Below are 17,290 nucleotides of genomic sequence, written 5' to 3' on the forward strand. Positions count from 1 at the left end.
AAGCTCGCTCTCACATTTGATCTACGTCGTTGCCGTAAGCGGCAGTAGTCCGCCGTTTTTTCGACTATCCCCAGTCCTTCAAATCCTGCTGACTCAACGCAAACCCCCGTCCTGCCTGGTCTTTCCCCTTTTTTTAAAAGTTGGTTCGCAAATTGCTTAAGCCTCATCAGTACAGCGGTGGGCGGCAAGCCTGCGTCAGAAAGAGGAAAGAATGTGGACAAGTACCTTTATGTGGCAATGACCGGCGCCAGCCAGAATGCTCTGGCGCAGAAGGCCCATGCCAACAACTTGGCGAACATTTCCACCAACGGCTTTCAACGTGACCTGGAACAGGCGCGTTCGATGCCGGTGTTCGGTGACAGCTTTCCGGCGCGGGCGTTTGCCCTGACCGAACGTCCAGCCACCGACTTCACCCCCGGCGCGATGATCGAAACCGGTCGTGATCTGGACGTGGCGGTCAACGGCGACGGTTGGATGGCGGTGCAAACCCCGGATGGCAGCGAAGCCTATGTGCGCAGCGCCAGCATGAACGTCGATGCGTTGGGCGTGCTGCGCGCCGGTAACGGCATGCCGATCATGGGCAACGGTGGCCCGATTGCCGTGCCGCCCCAGCAGAAGATCGAAGTCGGTTCCGACGGCACCATCAGCATCCGCGCCATGGGCGAAGGCCCACGGGTGATGGCTGAAGTGGACCGGATCAAGCTGGTCCAGCCCGACCTGAAGAATATGAATAAAGGCCTCGATGGCACCATTCACACCAAAGATGGCCAGCCGGCCGTGGCCGATGCGAGTGTCAAGCTGACCTCGGGTTTCCTGCAGGCAAGCAACGTCAATGCCGTGGAAGAAATGACGGCAGTGCTGGCGCTTTCCAAGCAGTTCGAGCTGCACATCAAGATGATGAACAGCGCCAAAGAAGACGACCAGGCCATGACTCGCGTCATGCAGATGAGCTGATCAGCGCTCACTCACTAATTTGCTAAACGGCGCCAACAAACAGGCGCACGAAGGAGAACACCATGCTTCCGGCTCTATGGGTTGCCAAAACAGGTCTGTCCGCCCAGGACACCAACCTGACCACCATTTCCAACAACTTGGCCAACGTGTCGACCACGGGCTTCAAACGTGACCGCGCTGAGTTCCAGGACTTGCTCTATCAGATCAAGCGCCAGCCAGGCGCCCAGTCGACCCAGGACAGCGAATTGCCGTCGGGCCTGCAATTGGGTACCGGTGTGCAAATCGTCGGCACCCAGAAGAACTTCAACGCCGGTAACCTGCAGCAAACCGGCCAGCCGCTCGACATGGCTATCAACGGCAAGGGCTTCTTCCAGATCCTGCAACCGGATGGGACCACTTCGTACACCCGTGACGGCACGTTCCACCTGGACGCCAACGGTCAGATCGTGACGGCCAACGGTTTCGCCCTGGAGCCGGCCATCGTCGTCCCGAACAACGCCCAGACCTTCACCGTCGGCAACGACGGCACCGTGTCCATCACCGTGGCCGGTAACCCGGCATCGCAAGTGATCGGCAACCTGCAAACCGCCGACTTCATCAACCCGGCTGGCCTGCAGGCCATGGGTAATAACCTTTTCCTGGAAACCGCCTCCAGCGGCGCGCCGCAAATCGGCACCCCTGGCCTGAACGGTTTCGGCACCACGCTGCAAAGCACCCTGGAAACCTCCAACGTGAGCACCGTTGAAGAGATGGTCAACATGATCACCACTCAGCGCGCCTACGAGATGAACTCCAAGGTGATTTCCACCGCCGACCAGATGCTCTCGTTCGTAACGCAGAATCTGTAATCAAGTCTATGGGGCGCTCTTGAAGGCGCCTGCAACACCGTGAGGTATGGGTCATGAATCGCTATGTTTCCGTTTTGGCATTGAGTGGGATTGCCGTGCTCGCGGGCTGTGTCGCCCCGACGCCCAAACCCAATGACCCGTACTACGCGCCGGTGTTGCCGCGCACGCCGTTGCCGGCGGCGGCCAACAATGGCTCGATCTACCAGGCGGGTTTCGAACAGAACCTGTACAGCGACCGCAAGGCGTTCCGGGTTGGTGACATCATCACCATCACCCTGAACGAGCGGACCCAGGCCAGCAAGAACGCCAACTCGCAGATCGGCAAGACCAGCAAGGCCAGCATTGGCCTGTCCTCGCTGTTCGGCGGTGTTCCGAACACCAATAACCCATTGGGCAGCGGTGACTTGAGCCTCGATGCCGGCTACAGCGGCGACCGTGCTACCAACGGCAAGAGTGCGGCGGCGCAAGGCAACACACTGACCGGTTCGATCACCGTGACCGTGGCCGACGTGTTGCCCAACGGCATCATTGCTGTACGCGGTGAAAAGTGGATGACCCTCAACACCGGTGACGAACTGGTGCGCATCGCCGGCATGGTCCGTGCCGATGACATCGCCACCGACAACACCGTGCCGTCGACACGGATTGCCGATGCACGCATTACCTACTCGGGTACGGGTTCGTTTGCTGATGCGAGCCAGCCGGGTTGGTTCGACCGTTTCTTCCTTAGCCCGCTGTTCCCTTTCTAGGTGGCCACTTTGAAACTCAAACAGCTGATGGCTGCCGCACTCCTGCTTTCGTTAAGCGCTGTCGCCCAGGCCGAGCGCCTGAAAGACATTGCGAGCATCTCCGGCGTGCGTTCCAACCAGTTGATCGGTTACGGCCTGGTAGTGGGGCTCAACGGCACGGGTGACCAGACCACCCAGACTCCGTTCACTCTGCAGACCTTCAACAATATGCTCTCGCAGTTCGGCATCAAGGTGCCGGCGGGCTCGGGCAACGTGCAGCTCAAGAACGTCGCGGCTGTGTCTATCAGTGCCGACTTGCCAGCGTTCTCCAAGCCGGGCCAGGTGGTGGACATCACCGTGGCTTCCATCGGTAACTCGAAAAGCCTGCGCGGCGGCACGCTGCTGATGACACCGCTTAAAGGTATCGACGGTAACGTCTATGCCATCGCCCAGGGCAACCTGGTGGTGGGCGGGTTTGACGCCGAAGGTCGTGACGGTTCGAAGATTACCGTCAACGTGCCATCGGCCGGTCGCATTCCTGGCGGTGCCACGGTGGAACGTACCGTGCCCAGTGGTTTCAACCAAGGCAACAGCCTGACCCTGAACCTCAACCGTTCCGACTTCACCACCGCCAAGCGCGTGGTCGACAAGATCAACGACATGCTCGGCCCTGGCGTGGCCCAGGCCATCGACGGCGGCTCGATCCGTGTAACTGCGCCGCTGGACCCAAGCCAGCGTGTGGATTACCTGTCGATCCTGGAAAACCTTGAAGTCGACCCAGGCCAGGCGGTGGCCAAAGTCATCATCAACTCGCGCACCGGCACCATCGTGATCGGCCAGAACGTCAAGGTGTCGCCGGCAGCGGTGACCCACGGCAGCCTGACCGTGACCATCACCGAAGACCCGATCGTCAGCCAGCCTGGGCCGTTGTCCAATGGCCAGACGGCAGTAGTGCCGCGCTCGCGGGTCAATGCTCAGCAGGAAGCCAAGCCGATGTTCAAGTTCGGCCCCGGCACCACGTTGGATGAGATTGTCCGCGCGGTGAACCAGGTGGGCGCTGCGCCAGGCGACTTGATGGCAATTCTTGAAGCCCTGAAACAGGCCGGCGCCTTGCAAGCCGACCTGATCGTAATCTGAGGCCGTGGCCATGGATATGCGCAAGAGCGGGATCAGCAGCACGGCGGACTCGGGGTCTTACTCCGACTTGAACCGGCTTAACCAGCTCAAGGTCGGCGACGACAAGAACAGCGAAGGCAATATGCGCAAGGTGGCGCAGGAGTTCGAGTCGCTGTTCTTGAGCGAGATGCTCAAGTCGATGCGTTCGGCCACCGAGGCCCTGGGCAAAGACAACCCGATGAACACGCCTGCGGCCAAGCAATATCAGGAGATGTACGACCAGCAACTGGCGGTGTCGTTGTCCCGTGAGGGCGGTGGTATCGGCCTCGCCGACGTGCTGATGCGCCAGATGCAGAAGAACAAACCGGTGGACGCCGCTGCGGCCACTTTGCAGGGCCCGGCAGCCGCTGAACCGGTTAAGAAAGTCGACGTGCCGACGGAAATTGCCGCCGGCACCCAGGCTCAGGGTCCGCTGGGTCGTTCCAATGGCCAGCGTCCGTTGTGGGCTTACCGCGTGGCAGAGCCCCAGGCCGGTGCCGCTGCTGCTCATAGCAACGATATGGAGCTGATGAACCAGCGCCGGATCGCCTTGCCAAGCAAGCTGACCGATCGCCTGCTCGCCGGCATCGTTCCGAGCACCCAAGTGGCGACCGAGGCCAAGGCCGCGCCGCTGCGTAACAGTGCCTCCGATGACAACGTCGTCAATAGCACCGCACGCAGTTTTGCGGTGCCCAGCGACCGTATGCAGATCTACAGCCGCGCCGTGGCCCAGCCGCCGCTGGCACCGGCGAAGAAGGCGTTCAGTTCGCAGGACGAATTCGTCGCCACCATGCTGCCGATGGCCAAGGCGGCTGCGGCGCGCATTGGTATTGATCCGAAGTACCTGGTGGCCCAGGCCGCCCTGGAAACCGGTTGGGGCAAATCGGTGATGCGCGCCGAAGATGGCAGCAGCAGTCACAACCTGTTCGGCATCAAGGCCGGCCAGAGTTGGCAGGGCGGTCAGGCGCGTGCGATCACCAGCGAGTTTCGCGATGGCGCGATGGTCAAGGAAACGGCGCAGTTCCGTTCCTACGACTCCTACCAGGACAGCTTCCACGACCTGGTGACATTGCTGCAAAGCAATGATCGCTATAAAGAAGTTGTGAAGTCGGCCGACAACCCGGAACAGTTTGTGCGCGAGTTGCAAAAAGCCGGTTACGCCACCGATCCGGCCTACGCCAGTAAGATTTCGCAGATCGCAAAAACGATGAACAGTTATCAGAATTACGCTGCCGCGGGCGCGACCACTCATTTATAAGGTCTGAACCATGAGTTTGCTCAATATCGGGATGTCGGGGCTTAACGCCGCTCAAGGATCGTTGTCGGTCTTGAGTAACAACATCGCCAACGCCAATACCGCGGGCTATTCGCGTCAGCAGACCACCCAGAGCGCGAACGCGTCGAATCAGTACGGCGGCGTGTTCATCGGCAGCGGCACCACCCTGGCCGACGTGCGCCGGGTCTACAACGAATACCTGGACACCGCTTACCAGAACAGCACCTCGCTCAACAGCGATGCCAAGGCTTACCTGGACCAGATCAGTGCGGTCGACAAGACCCTGTCGGACAAGACCACCGGCATGTCCGCCGTGCTCAGCTCGTTCTTCGCGGCGGTGCAGACCGCCTCGGCCAGTCCGAACGATACTTCGGCCCGTCAGATCCTGCTTACGAACGCCCAGACCCTGACCAACCGGTTCAACACCATCTCCAGCCAGTTGAGCCAGCAGAAAGAGACCATCAACAGCCAGTTGACCTCGATGAGCGATCAGGTCAACCAACTGACGTCGTCGATTGCGTCCCTCAACAAGCAGATCGCCCAGGTACAGGGTTCGTCGAACACTTCCCCGGCCAACCTGCTGGACTCCCGTGCCGAGGCTGTACGCTCGCTCAATGAGTTGATCGGCGTGACCGCCACGGAAAAGAACGGCGTGTTCAGCCTCAGCACCGGCAGTGGCCAGTCCCTGGTGCTGGGCGATCAGTCCAGCAGCATTTCCGCGGTGCCGAGCAAGAGCGACACTAGCCAGTACACGATCCAGCTCAATGCGCCGGGCGGTACCGCCCTGGACTTGGGCAACGTGATCAGTGGCGGCAGCATTGGTGGCCTGCTGCGTTATCGCAGCGATGCGCTGATGCCGGCAATCAATGACTTGGGCCGTATCGCGATTGTCACTGCCGATGCGCTCAACAGCCAGTTGGGCCAAGGCCTGGACCTCAATGGCGAGTTCGGCGCCTCGATGTTCACCGACATCAATAACGCAGCCTCCGTTGCCCTGCGTAGCCAGGCGGCCCAAGGCAACCTGGGCGACGGCGCCTTGGGCGTGACGATCAAAGACAGCAGCCAGTTGACCAACTTCGATTACAAGGTCAGCTTCAACGATGGGACCAATCTCAACAAAGTGACGGTCCTGCGATCCGACGGCAAGGCTATGGGCACTTATGACTTGAGTGCCACGCCGCCGCCGGTTATCGACGGTTTCACCCTGGCGGTCCAGAGCGGCGCAGTGCAGGCGGGTGACAGCTTCAAGGTCAGCCCGACCGCCAACGGCGCCAAGGAAATCGGCACCGTGCTCAGCGATCCGAGCAAGATTGCCTTTGCCGCGCCGTTGCAGGGCGAGGCGGGTAAAACCAACCAGGGCACCGGCACCTTTACGCCGCCGACCCTCACAGTGCCTCTGGATATCCAGGGTGGCGCCGACACCGCGCAATTGCGTACGGGCATTGAGCACTCGATGCCGGTGACGATGGTCTTTGGTAAGCCCGCGGCCGATGGCACTCAGGCTTACACCCTCAGCAACGCCCAGGGTGATCCGATCGGCTCCGGCACTATCATTCCAGGCCAGGCCAACAAGATCAGCATCAGCGTGCCGATGCGCGATGCCGGCGGTGTCTTGTTGTCGCCAGCCAAGAGCTTCAGCTTCGACACCACGGTGGGCGGTTCGCCAGCGAATGGCGACAGCACCTCCTTCTCGTTCAATGCCTCCGGCAAGTCCGACAACCGTAACGCCCAGGCTCTGCTCAACCTGCAGACCAAGTCAACCGTAGGTCTCGCGGCCGATGGCAGTGGCGGCACCAGCCTGGTGGGGGCCAACAGCAAGTTGGTCTCGACCGTCGGCGCCAAGGCCGCAGCGGCCACCACAGACACCACAGCGACCAACGCGCTGTTGACGGCCAACAAGAACGCACGCAACTCCGTATCCCAGGTCAACCTGGATGAAGAAGCGGGCGACATGATCAAGTTCCAGCAGTACTACACAGCGTCGTCGCAGATCATCAAGGCTGCGCAAGAAACCTTCAGCACGCTGATCAATAGTCTTTAAGGGAGTCTGGGACGATGCGCATTTCTACACAGCAGTATTTCGACACCAGTGCCAGCAAGTATCAGAACAATTATTCAGGTGTGGTGCAGGCCCAGCAGCAGGCCAGCTCCGGCGTGCGTGTGCAGACCGCCGCCGATGATCCGGTGGCTGCCCAGCGCTTGCTGATGCTGCAACAGCAGAAAGATATGCTGTCGCAGTACAGCGGCAATATCACCAGTATTCAGAACAAGCTGACTAACGAAGAAAGCATCCTGGATGCGATCAACACCACGATCCAGGCCGGCAGCCAACTGGCGCTGCGTGCCGGTGGCGTGACCAGTGATGCTGACCGCAAGTCCATTTCGGTTGAGGTGGGCGCGCTTGAGGATCAACTGTTGGGCTTGCTCAACAGCAAGGACTCGGCCGGCAACTATCTGTTCTCAGGCTCCAAGACCGACACGCCGCCGTACTCGCGCAACAACGATGGTACTTACAGCTATCAGGGCGACGAGAACGAGCTGAGCCTGCAGGTATCCGAGACCCTGACGGTTCGCACCGGCGACACCGGCAAGACCATCCTGGAAGGGGCGGTCAATACCAGTCGCACCCAGTCCAATTACCTCGCGCCTGCCACTGCGCCGGTGGCGCCTGCGATTTCGCCGCCCCTGGTCGACGACCACAAGGTCGCCTTATCGAGCGGCCTTGTGACTTCGGGTTCCGACTACACCCGGCAGTTTGCCGACGGCCAGCCGTACAAACTGACGTTCACCAGCAGCACCCAGTACGTCATTACCGACAAAGACAACAACGACATTACTTCGCAGGTTGCCGGTAACGGGACGTTCGACTCCACCAAGGAAGGCAGCGCCAGCGTCAACCTGCGTGGCGTCAAGTTCGATATCACGGTAGACCTGACCGACCTTGCCACCGGACCTGATGCCGATGCGCTGGTCAAGGGGCGTGAGTTCAGCCTCAGCGCCAAGCCTGACGGGTTCAACATCGCTCGAACCCCGAGCAACACTTCCAGCGCGCAATTGACCAATGCCAGCGTCAGCAGTGCGGCCAACTATTCGAGCACGTTTCCTAACAGCGGCGTATTGATCAAGTTCGACGACACTGACCCGACGGCCTACAAGGTCTATGCCCAGCCGTATAACGCCGGCAGCAAACCGATCGTGGACAATGGCGTCATCACTCCCGGCACCGGCACCCCGCCAGGCCCGAGCACCATCACGGCGGCAGGCGTTACCTTCGAACTGAGCGGCACGCCGAACGTTGGCGACCAGTTTTCGGTGGGCAACACCACCCAAAAAACCCAGAACGCCCTCGATACCCTGGGCCAACTGCGTATGGCTCTGGAGCAACCGGCAGACGGCATTCCGGGCGCGCGGGTCAAACTTCAGGATGCCTTGAATGCCGCCGTCAGTAACCTGACCAGCTCGGCCGACCAAGTGGACAACGTACGTGGCTCCATCGGTGCGCGTGAGAATGCGTTGACGGTGCAGGCCAGCGCAAACACTAGCATCAGCTTGGCCAACACCACGACCATGAGTGCACTGGCCAACGTCGACATGGGTGAGGCGGCGATCAACCTGACGCTGCAGCAAACCATGCTCGAAGCCTCGCAGCTGGCGTTCGTGAAAGTCTCGCAGTTGAGCCTGTTCAACAAGATGTAAGTGGCGCCAAGTCAAGCGGCCCGCTCTGGAAACAGGGCGGGCCGTTGTCGTTTCTGGGGTTAAATTGTTGAAACGTTTTGCATAAAGCGCACAAAATTGAGTGACCTGTGAGTCATAAAGCGCATCTTCACTGTATCGTGTGAAAAGGATAAGTCGTCACAGGGTCCTTGCGGGGCGGCTTTCAGCGAGATTTTTATGGGGTTATCCCCTTTATTGTCAGCACTCCGGGCGCAGTCCTCGGGGTGTTCTCCAGCTATTTAGTATTGGGAAGCCACAATGATTGGCATAAAAAGCATCGCCAGTTACGTGCCGGCAGACGGGATCGATAACTACGCCCAGGGTGCCAAATTCGCCAAGGATGAAGAATTCATCATTGGCAAGATCGGTTCTGCGTTCCTGCCGCGCAAGGAAGCCGCGCAGGAAACCTCCGATCTGTGTGTCGAGGCGGTCAACGCTTTGTTTGCCAACAACCCGGATCTGAAGCGCGAATCGATTGATGCGCTGATCGTCGTCACCCAGAACGGTGATGAAGAGGGTTTGCCCCACACCGCCGCGATCGTCCAGGACAAACTGGGCCTGCCGACGCATGTGGCGGCCTTTGATATTTCCCTGGGCTGCTCCGGCTACGTCTACGGTATCTACGCGATGAAGGGCTTCATGGAAGCCACTGGCCTGAAAAACGGCCTGCTGATCACCGCCGACCCGTATTCGAAGATCGTCGACCCGGAAGACCGTAACACCACCATGCTGTTCGGCGACGCCGCTACCGCCACCTGGATGGGTGAAGACGCGCCGTGGTTGCTGGGCAAGTCCAAATTCGGCACCGACGGTTCCGGCGCACCGCACTTGAAGGTCAGTGATGGCGTGTTCTTCATGAACGGTCGCCAGGTCTTCAACTTTGCCTTGCTCAAGGTGCCGGCGCATTTGCACGAGCTGCTCAACGAGTCGGACCTCAAGGCTGATGAGATCGACGCGTTCTGCATTCACCAGGGCAGTGCGGCCATCGTTGATGCCGTGGCACGCCGTTTTGAAGATGCCCCGGTGGACAAGTTCATCAAGGACATGGTCGAGACCGGCAACACCGTGTCGTCGAGCATTCCACTGCTGCTGGAAAAGCACGTGATGGACGCCAAGTGGAAGCGCGTGGCAATCAGCGGTTTTGGTGTGGGTCTGTCGTGGGGTTCGGCGATTCTGTATCGCCCGTGACGCTTTAATAGGCTGCATAAAAAAACGCCGATGATCTAGAGATCATCGGCGTTTTTTATTTGGCGCCAGAAAAGCCAATGAATCCGGGGTTTTGAGCTGATGTAAGCCGTTGAATTGCAAAGGGTGGCACGGCGCCAGTAAAAAAAATCAAAAAAATCCTCAAGCAACTGCCTACCACGACGATAACTATTACGTAGGTTCTCAGGCCACACCCGGCGGTTGCCAGGGCCGGAAGCCGCAGTATCCATCCAACGAGGATTTCGTCATGGCTTTAACAGTAAACACCAACATTGCTTCGATCACTACTCAGGGCAACCTGAACAAAGCTGGCGGCGCCCTGGCCACTTCCATGCAGCGCCTGTCTTCCGGCCTGCGTATCAACAGCGCTAAAGACGACGCAGCTGGCCTGCAGATCGCTAACCGCCTGACCAGCCAAATCAACGGCCTGGGTCAAGCAGTAAAAAACGTGAACGACGGTATCTCCATCGCTCAGACCGCTGAAGGCGCGATGCAGGCTTCGACCGACATCCTGCAAAAAATGCGTACCCTGGCTCTGTCTTCCGCTACTGGCTCCCTCAGCGCTGACGACCGTAAGTCGAACAACGACGAATACCAGGCTCTGACTTCGGAATTGACCCGTATCTCGCAAACCACTACTTTCGGTGGCCAGAAGCTGCTGGACGGTTCGTACGGTACCAAAGCTATCCAGGTTGGCGCTAACGCTAACGAAACCATCAACCTGAGCCTGGAAAACGTTGCAGCCAACAACATTGGTTCGCAGCAGGTCAAAACCAAGGCCATCGTGCCTAGCGCAACTGGCCTGGCTGGCGGCGACATCACTGTTACCGGCAACGGTCAGACCAAAACCGTAACTTACGCTGCAGGCGCTTCGGCTAAAGACATCGCTGCGGGCCTGAACGGTTCGATCGGTGGCCTGACCGCTACCGCCAGCACTGAAGTCAAACTGGAAGTAGGCGCTGCCACTCCGTCGAACTTCAAACTGGCTGTAGGTAGCGGTGCCGCTGTTGATTTCGTCGGCGTGAAGGACCTGGCCGGCCTGGCTGACCAGCTGAAATCGAACGCTGCCAAACTGGGCATCAGCGTTAACTACGACGAATCCAACAAAACCCTGTCGGTTAAGTCGGATTCCGGCGAAAACCTGTCGTTCTCGGGTGCTGATGCCAACGCCCAGGCCAACATCCTGGTTGGCGCTAAAGACGGCGCTGGCGCATTCGCCACCCCGGCTGCTCTGGGTGCTGCTGCAATCGTTGTGACCGGTCAGGTTTCCCTGGATTCGGCTAAAGGCTACTCCCTGAGCGACGCTGGTACTGGTGTATCGGACTTGTTCTCGGCTGCTACCGTTTCGTCGACCAAGACCACCATCTCTAACACCGACGTGACCGACGCTACCAACGCTCAAAACGCGCTGGCTGTTATCGACAAGGCCATCGGCACCATCGACGGCGTTCGTTCGGGCCTGGGTGCTACCCAGAACCGTCTGACTACCACTGCAGACAACCTGCAGAACATTCAGAAGAACTCCACCGCTGCACGTTCCACCGTTCAGGACGTCGACTTCGCTTCCGAAACCGCCGAACTGACCAAGCAACAAACCCTGCAGTCGGCTTCCACCGCGATCCTGTCGCAGGCTAACCAGCTGCCATCCGCTGTACTGAAGCTGCTTCAGTAATCCCAGCGCTTGGTAACTAACGGAAGGGCGCGTCTACGTGCCCTTCCGTTTTTTCGGTTTAGAGGAGATTGGACATGGACATGAGTGTAAAGCTGAACCAGTCTTATCCGCCGGTTGCACCTCAAAGCGCACCTGCCAAGGTAGTGGCTGACAACAACGTTCTGAATGTCCAGGCAACGCCCGCGATTAGCCAAGAGCCCGCACGCGCCGACCTGGAAAAAGCAGTCACCGATATTCGCGATTTCGTTCAAGCTACCCAGCGTAGCCTCGATTTTTCCATTGATGATTCCACCCGCCGTGTGGTGGTCAAGGTCATCAATACCGACAATGGTGAAGTGATTCGCCAGATTCCGTCGGAAACAGCATTGAAGCTGGCACAGAACCTCAGCAGCGCAAGCAACCTGTTGTTTGACGACAAGGCCTGAGCTGGCATGAAACTTGTTGCTGTCCTGTCTTGAGGCGTAATAAGTCAAGATAACGGCAGCCACCGAACAGGAGATAGATGATGGCGGGTTCAACGGTAAGTGGTATCGGTTCGAACATCGATACGCAAGCGATCGTGACATCCTTGGTTAACGCCGAAAAGGTGCCCAAGCAAACGCAGATCAATACCGCGTCCGCGAAAGCGACCACCACGCTGTCTTCGATCGGCAAGGTTCAGGCAGCGCTGGATGCGTTTCGTAACGCCCTGGACACCATGTCCAAGGACAGCAGCTTCACCGGTTTGAGCGGTTCGTCGTCGGATGAAAAGACCGCGACCATGACGGCCAGCAATACGGCCTCGAACGGCAGCTTCCGGTTGATCGTCGACCAGTTGGCCCAGGCGTCCAAGCTGTCGAGCAAGAACTTCAGCGGTGGCACTTCGACGGTTGTCAACGCGACGGATAAGCCGACCACGTTGACCATCAGTCAGTCCGGCAAGGCTTACGACCTCAGCGTTCCAGCCGGCGCGACCTTGCAGCAGGTACGTGACTCGATCAATACGCAGTTTGGCACGTCGGGGCTGAGTGCCAACATCCAGACCGATTCCAACGGTTCTCGATTGATCCTGACCTCTACCAATATGGGGACGGGCTCGGACCTCACGCTGTCTGGCACCTCGGGGCTGGATGTGGGCGCCACGGTCGTTGATTATCCCAAGGATGCGCAATACAGCATCGATGGTGTTTCGTCTGTGTCCAAGTCCAACACCATCACTGGTGCTCTTAGTGGCGTGGATATCAAGCTGGTAGCTACGTCGACTTACAAAACGGGCACTACGGGTGACAAGAACGCCACGCTCATCACCGTCAGCACCAACAACACCGCGCTCAAGTCCGGGGTCAAGGGGTTCATTGACACCTACAACGCCCTGATCACAGCGATGAACGCCGAAACCAAGGTCACCACGAACCTGGACGGCAGCACCACTGCGGCAGCGTTGACGGGTGACTCGACCATGCGTTCGTTGCAGAGCACGATCCGCAATGAGTTCAACGCGCTGTCGGGCAACGGGGCCTTCAAGTCCCTGGCTCAGTTCGGCGTGACCACCAGTTCGACCACTGGTCTGCTGGCGATTGATGACAAAAAGTGGGACGCGGCGGTTAAAACCAACGGCGCCGACATCAACAGTATGTTCAGCGGTAAAGACGGCATGCTGGCGCGGATGAAAAGCGCCACGGATGACTTTGCCAAGGCGAGCACCGGTATCTTGGCGACGCGTTCGACGTCCTTGTCGGACACGCTGAAGGACCTGACCAAAGACCAGGCCACGCTCGACGAGCGCATGACCCTGCTCACCAACAGCCTGTCGGCCAAATACAACGCCATGGACACCCTGGTCGCCCAATTGCGCCAGCAAAGCACCAGCGTCATGACCACGCTCAACGCCTTGAACAACGTCAAGACCAATAGCTGATGCCTGCGCATGAAAAAGGCCAGGCAATCTGCCTGGCCTTTTTTTATCGCGGGACAACTGGCCCTAAAGCTTTTTGCGAACCCGTCGACATATTGGTTACTAGAATCCTTTTCGCTGTCGCCCGTCACGAGGTAGAAACATGAATCCCATGAGAGCCCTTCGCCAATACCAGAAGGTCAATTCCCATGCTCAGATCTCCGAAGCCAGCCCTCATCGCCTGGTGCAGATGCTGATGGAAGGCGGGCTCGACCGCATGGCCCAGGCCAAGGGCGCGCTGGCGCGTGGCGACATCGCCCAGAAGGGGCTGATGCTCGGCAAGGCCATCGATATCGTGATCGGCCTGCGTGACGGCCTGAACGCTGAAAAGAGTGATAACCCGGCTTACGTTCAGCAGTTGGAAAGTCTGTATGCGTACATGACCAACCGTCTGATGGAAGCCAACCTGCATAACGACGCTGACATGATCGACGAAGTTGCCCGTTTGATGATTACCGTTAAAGAAGGCTGGGATGCGATTGGCGCGCCACAGGCTGCAGCAGAATAAGGCCTGGGTGCCTTGAGGAACACGTCATGAGCCAAGCACTGCAACGCATTGATGAAACCCGTGAGGCGCTGATGGGCGCGCTGGCAGACCGTAACTGGGACGCCATTGGCGAGCTGGATATGGGCTGTCGCGACGTGATCGAGCAGGTGCTCAGCGAAGCACCGGTGGATGAGGATGCGTTGCGTGAAAAGCTTGAGAGTCTGTTGGCGGTATACCAGCAATTGCTTGAGGTGACGACCGGCGAACGCCAGGCGATTTTCGAAGAGATGTCGCAGATCAACCAAGCGAAAAATGCGTCAAAGGTTTACCATCTGTTCGGCTGAACAGTCGAAGTTAATCCTACCGGCGCGTCATAAATTTGACCGTGCCAGCATTTTTGACTTAACTAGTGCTGTTTTCAGATTTCAGACGTCTATAAGGTAAGAAGTCTTACAGGCGCCTCGATTGCCCTCAATCTCGGGGCAGGAAGTTTTACTAGGGAAGTTGCTATTGCATGTGGCGTGAAACCAAAATTCTGCTGATCGATGACGATAGCGTCCGCCGCCGCGACTTGGCGGTGATTTTGAATTTTCTTGGCGAAGAAAATCTGCCCTGCGGTAGCCATGACTGGCAGCAGGCGGCCAGCTCATTGTCATCGAGCCGTGATGTCATTTGTGTGCTGATCGGGACAGTAAACGCTCCAGGCGCTGTTTTGGGCTTGTTAAAGACACTGTCTACGTGGGATGAGTTCCTTCCGGTCCTGCTGATTGGTGATATTTCTTCTGTCGAGCTGCCGGAAGACCAGCGCCGCCGCGTGCTTTCCAGCCTGGAAATGCCTCCCAGCTACAGCAAATTGCTTGATTCCCTGCACCGTGCCCAGGTCTATCGCGAGATGTACGACCAGGCCCGCGAGCGCGGTCGCCACCGCGAACCTAATCTATTCCGCAGCCTTGTCGGCACCAGCCGCGCCATCCAGCACGTGCGCCAGATGATGCAGCAAGTGGCCGATACCGACGCCAGCGTGCTGATCCTCGGCGAGTCGGGCACTGGCAAAGAAGTGGTCGCGCGTAACCTGCACTACCATTCCAAGCGCCGCGACGGGCCATTTGTGCCGGTCAACTGCGGGGCGATCCCTGCAGAGCTGCTCGAAAGCGAACTGTTCGGCCATGAGAAGGGCGCCTTTACCGGGGCGATCACCAGCCGTGCCGGGCGTTTCGAGCTGGCCAACGGCGGCACCCTGTTCCTTGACGAAATCGGCGACATGCCGCTGCCGATGCAGGTCAAGCTGTTGCGCGTATTGCAGGAGCGCACCTTCGAGCGCGTGGGCAGCAACAAGACCCAGAGCGTCGACGTACGCATCATCGCCGCTACCCACAAGAACCTCGAAAGCATGATCGAGGTGGGCAGCTTCCGTGAAGACTTGTACTACCGCCTAAACGTTTTCCCAATCGAGATGGCCCCGCTGCGTGAGCGCGTGGAAGACATCCCGCTGCTGATGAATGAACTGATCTCGCGCATGGAACACGAAAAGCGCGGCTCTATTCGCTTCAACTCCGCTGCGATCATGTCCCTGTGCCGCCATGGCTGGCCGGGCAACGTCCGTGAGCTGGCCAACCTGGTCGAGCGCATGGCGATCATGCACCCCTACGGTGTGATCGGCGTGGTCGAGCTGCCGAAGAAATTCCGCTACGTCGACGACGAAGACGAGCAGATGGTCGACAGCCTGCGCAGTGACATGGAAGAGCGGGTCGCCATCAACGGCCATACCCCGGACTTCGGTTCTACCGCCATGCTGCCGCCGGAAGGTCTCGACCTCAAAGACTACCTCGGCAACCTGGAGCAAGGCTTGATCCAACAGGCCCTGGACGACGCCAACGGCATCGTCGCCCGGGCCGCCGAACGCCTGCGCATTCGCCGAACCACCCTGGTGGAGAAGATGCGCAAGTACGGTATGAGCCGCCGAGAAGGTGATGAACAGGCAGATGATTGACGCCTGTTTTTCAAGCCGCTGATTAATCAGCGGTTTTTTTTCGGCACAAGTATTGCTACAGCCCTCGCAACGTTCCGTTTAACTGACGGTCAGCCAAGCGAGAGAGCATGATGCCCCACGCCGCCCAACTATCTTCGGCCCCTGCCATCCAGGGACTGATTGCGCCTGTAGAACCGCAGACCCGCCAGGGTCTTGAACAAGCGTTCTCGCAGTTCAACCAGATGTCGAGCCAACTGACTGATTCCTACAGCCTGCTGGAGGCCCGAGTCTGCGAGCTGAAAGGCGAACTGGCGGTGGTTAGCGCCCAGCGCATGCAAGAGCTGGCCGAGAAAGAGCGCTTGGCCAACCGTCTGCAGAACCTGCTGTCGCTGCTGCCCGGTGGCGTTATCGTCATTGACGAAGAGGGCCGCGTGCGCGAAGCTAATCCGGCAGCCTGCGACATGCTCGGCCTGCCGCTGGAAGGCGAGCTGTGGCGCCACGTCATTACCCGCTGCTTTGCGCCGCGTGAGGATGATGGTCACGAAATCTCCCTTAAAGACGGGCGCCGCCTGTCCATCGCTACCCGTTCCCTGGACGCAGAGCCGGGGCAATTGGTGCTGCTCAACGACCTGACCGAAACCCGTCACCTGCAAGACCAATTGGCGCGCCACGAGCGTTTGTCCTCGTTGGGCCGAATGGTCGCTTCTTTGGCGCATCAAATCCGTACGCCGTTGTCGGCGGCCTTGATTTACGCCAGTCATTTGACTGATGAACAATTGCCCGCTGCCACACAGCAGCGGTTTGCTGGCCGTCTCAAAGAGCGCCTGCACGAACTGGAGCATCAGGTACGCGACATGTTGGTGTTTGCCCGCGGCGAATTGCCGCTGACTGACCGCGTGACACCTGCCCAATTGATGCAGGCCCTGCAAGCGGCGGCGGCCACCCATATTCAAGACACTCAGGTGCGTTGGCAGTGCGACAGCCACCTTGGCGAGTTGCTGTGCAATCGCGACACCCTGGTGGGCGCGTTGCTTAACCTGATCGAAAACGCTATCCAGGCCAGCGGCCCGGGCGCACGGCTCAAGGTGCACCTGTACAACCGCGAGCAGACCCTGCGCCTGTGCATCAGCGACAGCGGTGCCGGCATTGATCCTGTGGTGCTTAAGCGCCTTGGCGAACCCTTTTTCACCACCAAGACCAATGGAACCGGCCTCGGCCTGACCGTGGTCAAGGCTGTGGCGCGTGCCCATCAGGGAGAATTGCAGCTGCATTCCCGGCTGGGGCGTGGCACGTGTGCATTGATGAGCTTGCCGCTGTTTTCATGCGCGGCAAGCGCGGAGTAAAAAGT

The 17,290-nt window shown here is 59.0% G+C and carries 15 protein-coding genes; all 15 read left to right on the top strand.

All coding sequences use genetic code 11. The features are described from left to right. Window positions 1-213: 213 nt before the first annotated feature. The 15 genes from BW43_RS11340 (at window position 214) to BW43_RS11270 (ending at window position 17,285) form a co-directional block, all read left to right on the top strand. Window positions 214-954 (top strand): flagellar basal body rod protein FlgF, encoded by a 741-nt coding sequence (locus tag BW43_RS11340; RefSeq protein ID WP_032887850.1) that lies wholly within the window; start codon window positions 214-216, stop codon window positions 952-954. A gap of 62 nt (window positions 955-1,016) precedes the next feature. Further along, window positions 1,017-1,802 (top strand): flagellar basal-body rod protein FlgG, encoded by a 786-nt coding sequence (flgG, locus tag BW43_RS11335; RefSeq protein ID WP_032887852.1) that lies wholly within the window; start codon window positions 1,017-1,019, stop codon window positions 1,800-1,802. Between the two features lie 53 nt (window positions 1,803-1,855). After that, window positions 1,856-2,551 (top strand): flagellar basal body L-ring protein FlgH, encoded by a 696-nt coding sequence (flgH, locus tag BW43_RS11330; protein WP_032887854.1) that lies wholly within the window; start codon window positions 1,856-1,858, stop codon window positions 2,549-2,551. Between the two features lie 27 nt (window positions 2,552-2,578). Beyond that, window positions 2,579-3,667 carry a flagellar basal body P-ring protein FlgI gene (locus BW43_RS11325; RefSeq protein ID WP_081797739.1) on the top strand — a complete coding sequence of 363 codons (1,089 nt, stop codon included), beginning with the start codon at window positions 2,579-2,581 and terminating at the stop codon, window positions 3,665-3,667. A gap of 10 nt (window positions 3,668-3,677) precedes the next feature. Further along, window positions 3,678-4,943 carry a flagellar assembly peptidoglycan hydrolase FlgJ gene (flgJ, locus tag BW43_RS11320; protein ID WP_032887857.1) on the top strand — a complete coding sequence of 422 codons (1,266 nt, stop codon included), beginning with the start codon at window positions 3,678-3,680 and terminating at the stop codon, window positions 4,941-4,943. Window positions 4,944-4,953: 10 nt separating this feature from the next. Then, window positions 4,954-7,002 (top strand): flagellar hook-associated protein FlgK, encoded by a 2,049-nt coding sequence (gene flgK / locus BW43_RS11315; RefSeq protein ID WP_032887859.1) that lies wholly within the window; start codon window positions 4,954-4,956, stop codon window positions 7,000-7,002. Between the two features lie 14 nt (window positions 7,003-7,016). Beyond that, window positions 7,017-8,657: a flagellar hook-associated protein 3 gene (locus BW43_RS11310; RefSeq protein WP_032887861.1), complete on the top strand. Its 1,641-nt coding sequence runs from the start codon at window positions 7,017-7,019 to the stop codon at window positions 8,655-8,657. A 276-nt stretch (window positions 8,658-8,933) separates the two neighbouring features. Continuing rightward, window positions 8,934-9,863 carry a ketoacyl-ACP synthase III gene (locus BW43_RS11305; RefSeq protein WP_032887863.1) on the top strand — a complete coding sequence of 310 codons (930 nt, stop codon included), beginning with the start codon at window positions 8,934-8,936 and terminating at the stop codon, window positions 9,861-9,863. 265 nt (window positions 9,864-10,128) lie between these two features. Beyond that, the gene (locus BW43_RS11300; protein ID WP_032887865.1) at window positions 10,129-11,553 is read left to right on the top strand and encodes a flagellin; all 1,425 of its coding nucleotides are present in this window, start codon (window positions 10,129-10,131) and stop codon (window positions 11,551-11,553) included. A gap of 74 nt (window positions 11,554-11,627) precedes the next feature. Then, window positions 11,628-11,978, top strand: coding sequence for a flagellar protein FlaG (locus tag BW43_RS11295; RefSeq protein ID WP_032887867.1), 351 nt, complete (start codon window positions 11,628-11,630; stop codon window positions 11,976-11,978). A gap of 80 nt (window positions 11,979-12,058) precedes the next feature. Beyond that, a complete protein-coding gene (gene fliD / locus BW43_RS11290; RefSeq protein ID WP_032887869.1) occupies window positions 12,059-13,450 on the top strand; it encodes a flagellar filament capping protein FliD in 1,392 nt (463 codons plus the stop codon). Between the two features lie 139 nt (window positions 13,451-13,589). Beyond that, on the top strand, window positions 13,590-13,994 hold the full coding sequence (gene fliS, locus BW43_RS11285) for a flagellar export chaperone FliS (protein ID WP_032887870.1): 405 nt from the start codon (window positions 13,590-13,592) through the stop codon (window positions 13,992-13,994). Window positions 13,995-14,020: 26 nt separating this feature from the next. Continuing rightward, window positions 14,021-14,317, top strand: coding sequence for a flagellar protein FliT (fliT, locus tag BW43_RS11280; RefSeq protein ID WP_028617332.1), 297 nt, complete (start codon window positions 14,021-14,023; stop codon window positions 14,315-14,317). Between the two features lie 170 nt (window positions 14,318-14,487). Further along, window positions 14,488-15,963, top strand: a complete 1,476-nt coding sequence (locus tag BW43_RS11275; protein ID WP_032887872.1) for a sigma-54 dependent transcriptional regulator — start codon at window positions 14,488-14,490, stop codon at window positions 15,961-15,963. Between the two features lie 110 nt (window positions 15,964-16,073). Next, entirely contained in the window at window positions 16,074-17,285 is a 1,212-nt protein-coding gene (locus tag BW43_RS11270; RefSeq protein WP_032888090.1) for a PAS domain-containing sensor histidine kinase, read from the top strand. Window positions 17,286-17,290 lie beyond the last annotated feature (5 nt).

The sequence above is a fragment of the Pseudomonas sp. RIT357 genome (assembly GCF_000632245.1).
GTDB lineage: Bacteria > Pseudomonadota > Gammaproteobacteria > Pseudomonadales > Pseudomonadaceae > Aquipseudomonas > Aquipseudomonas sivasensis.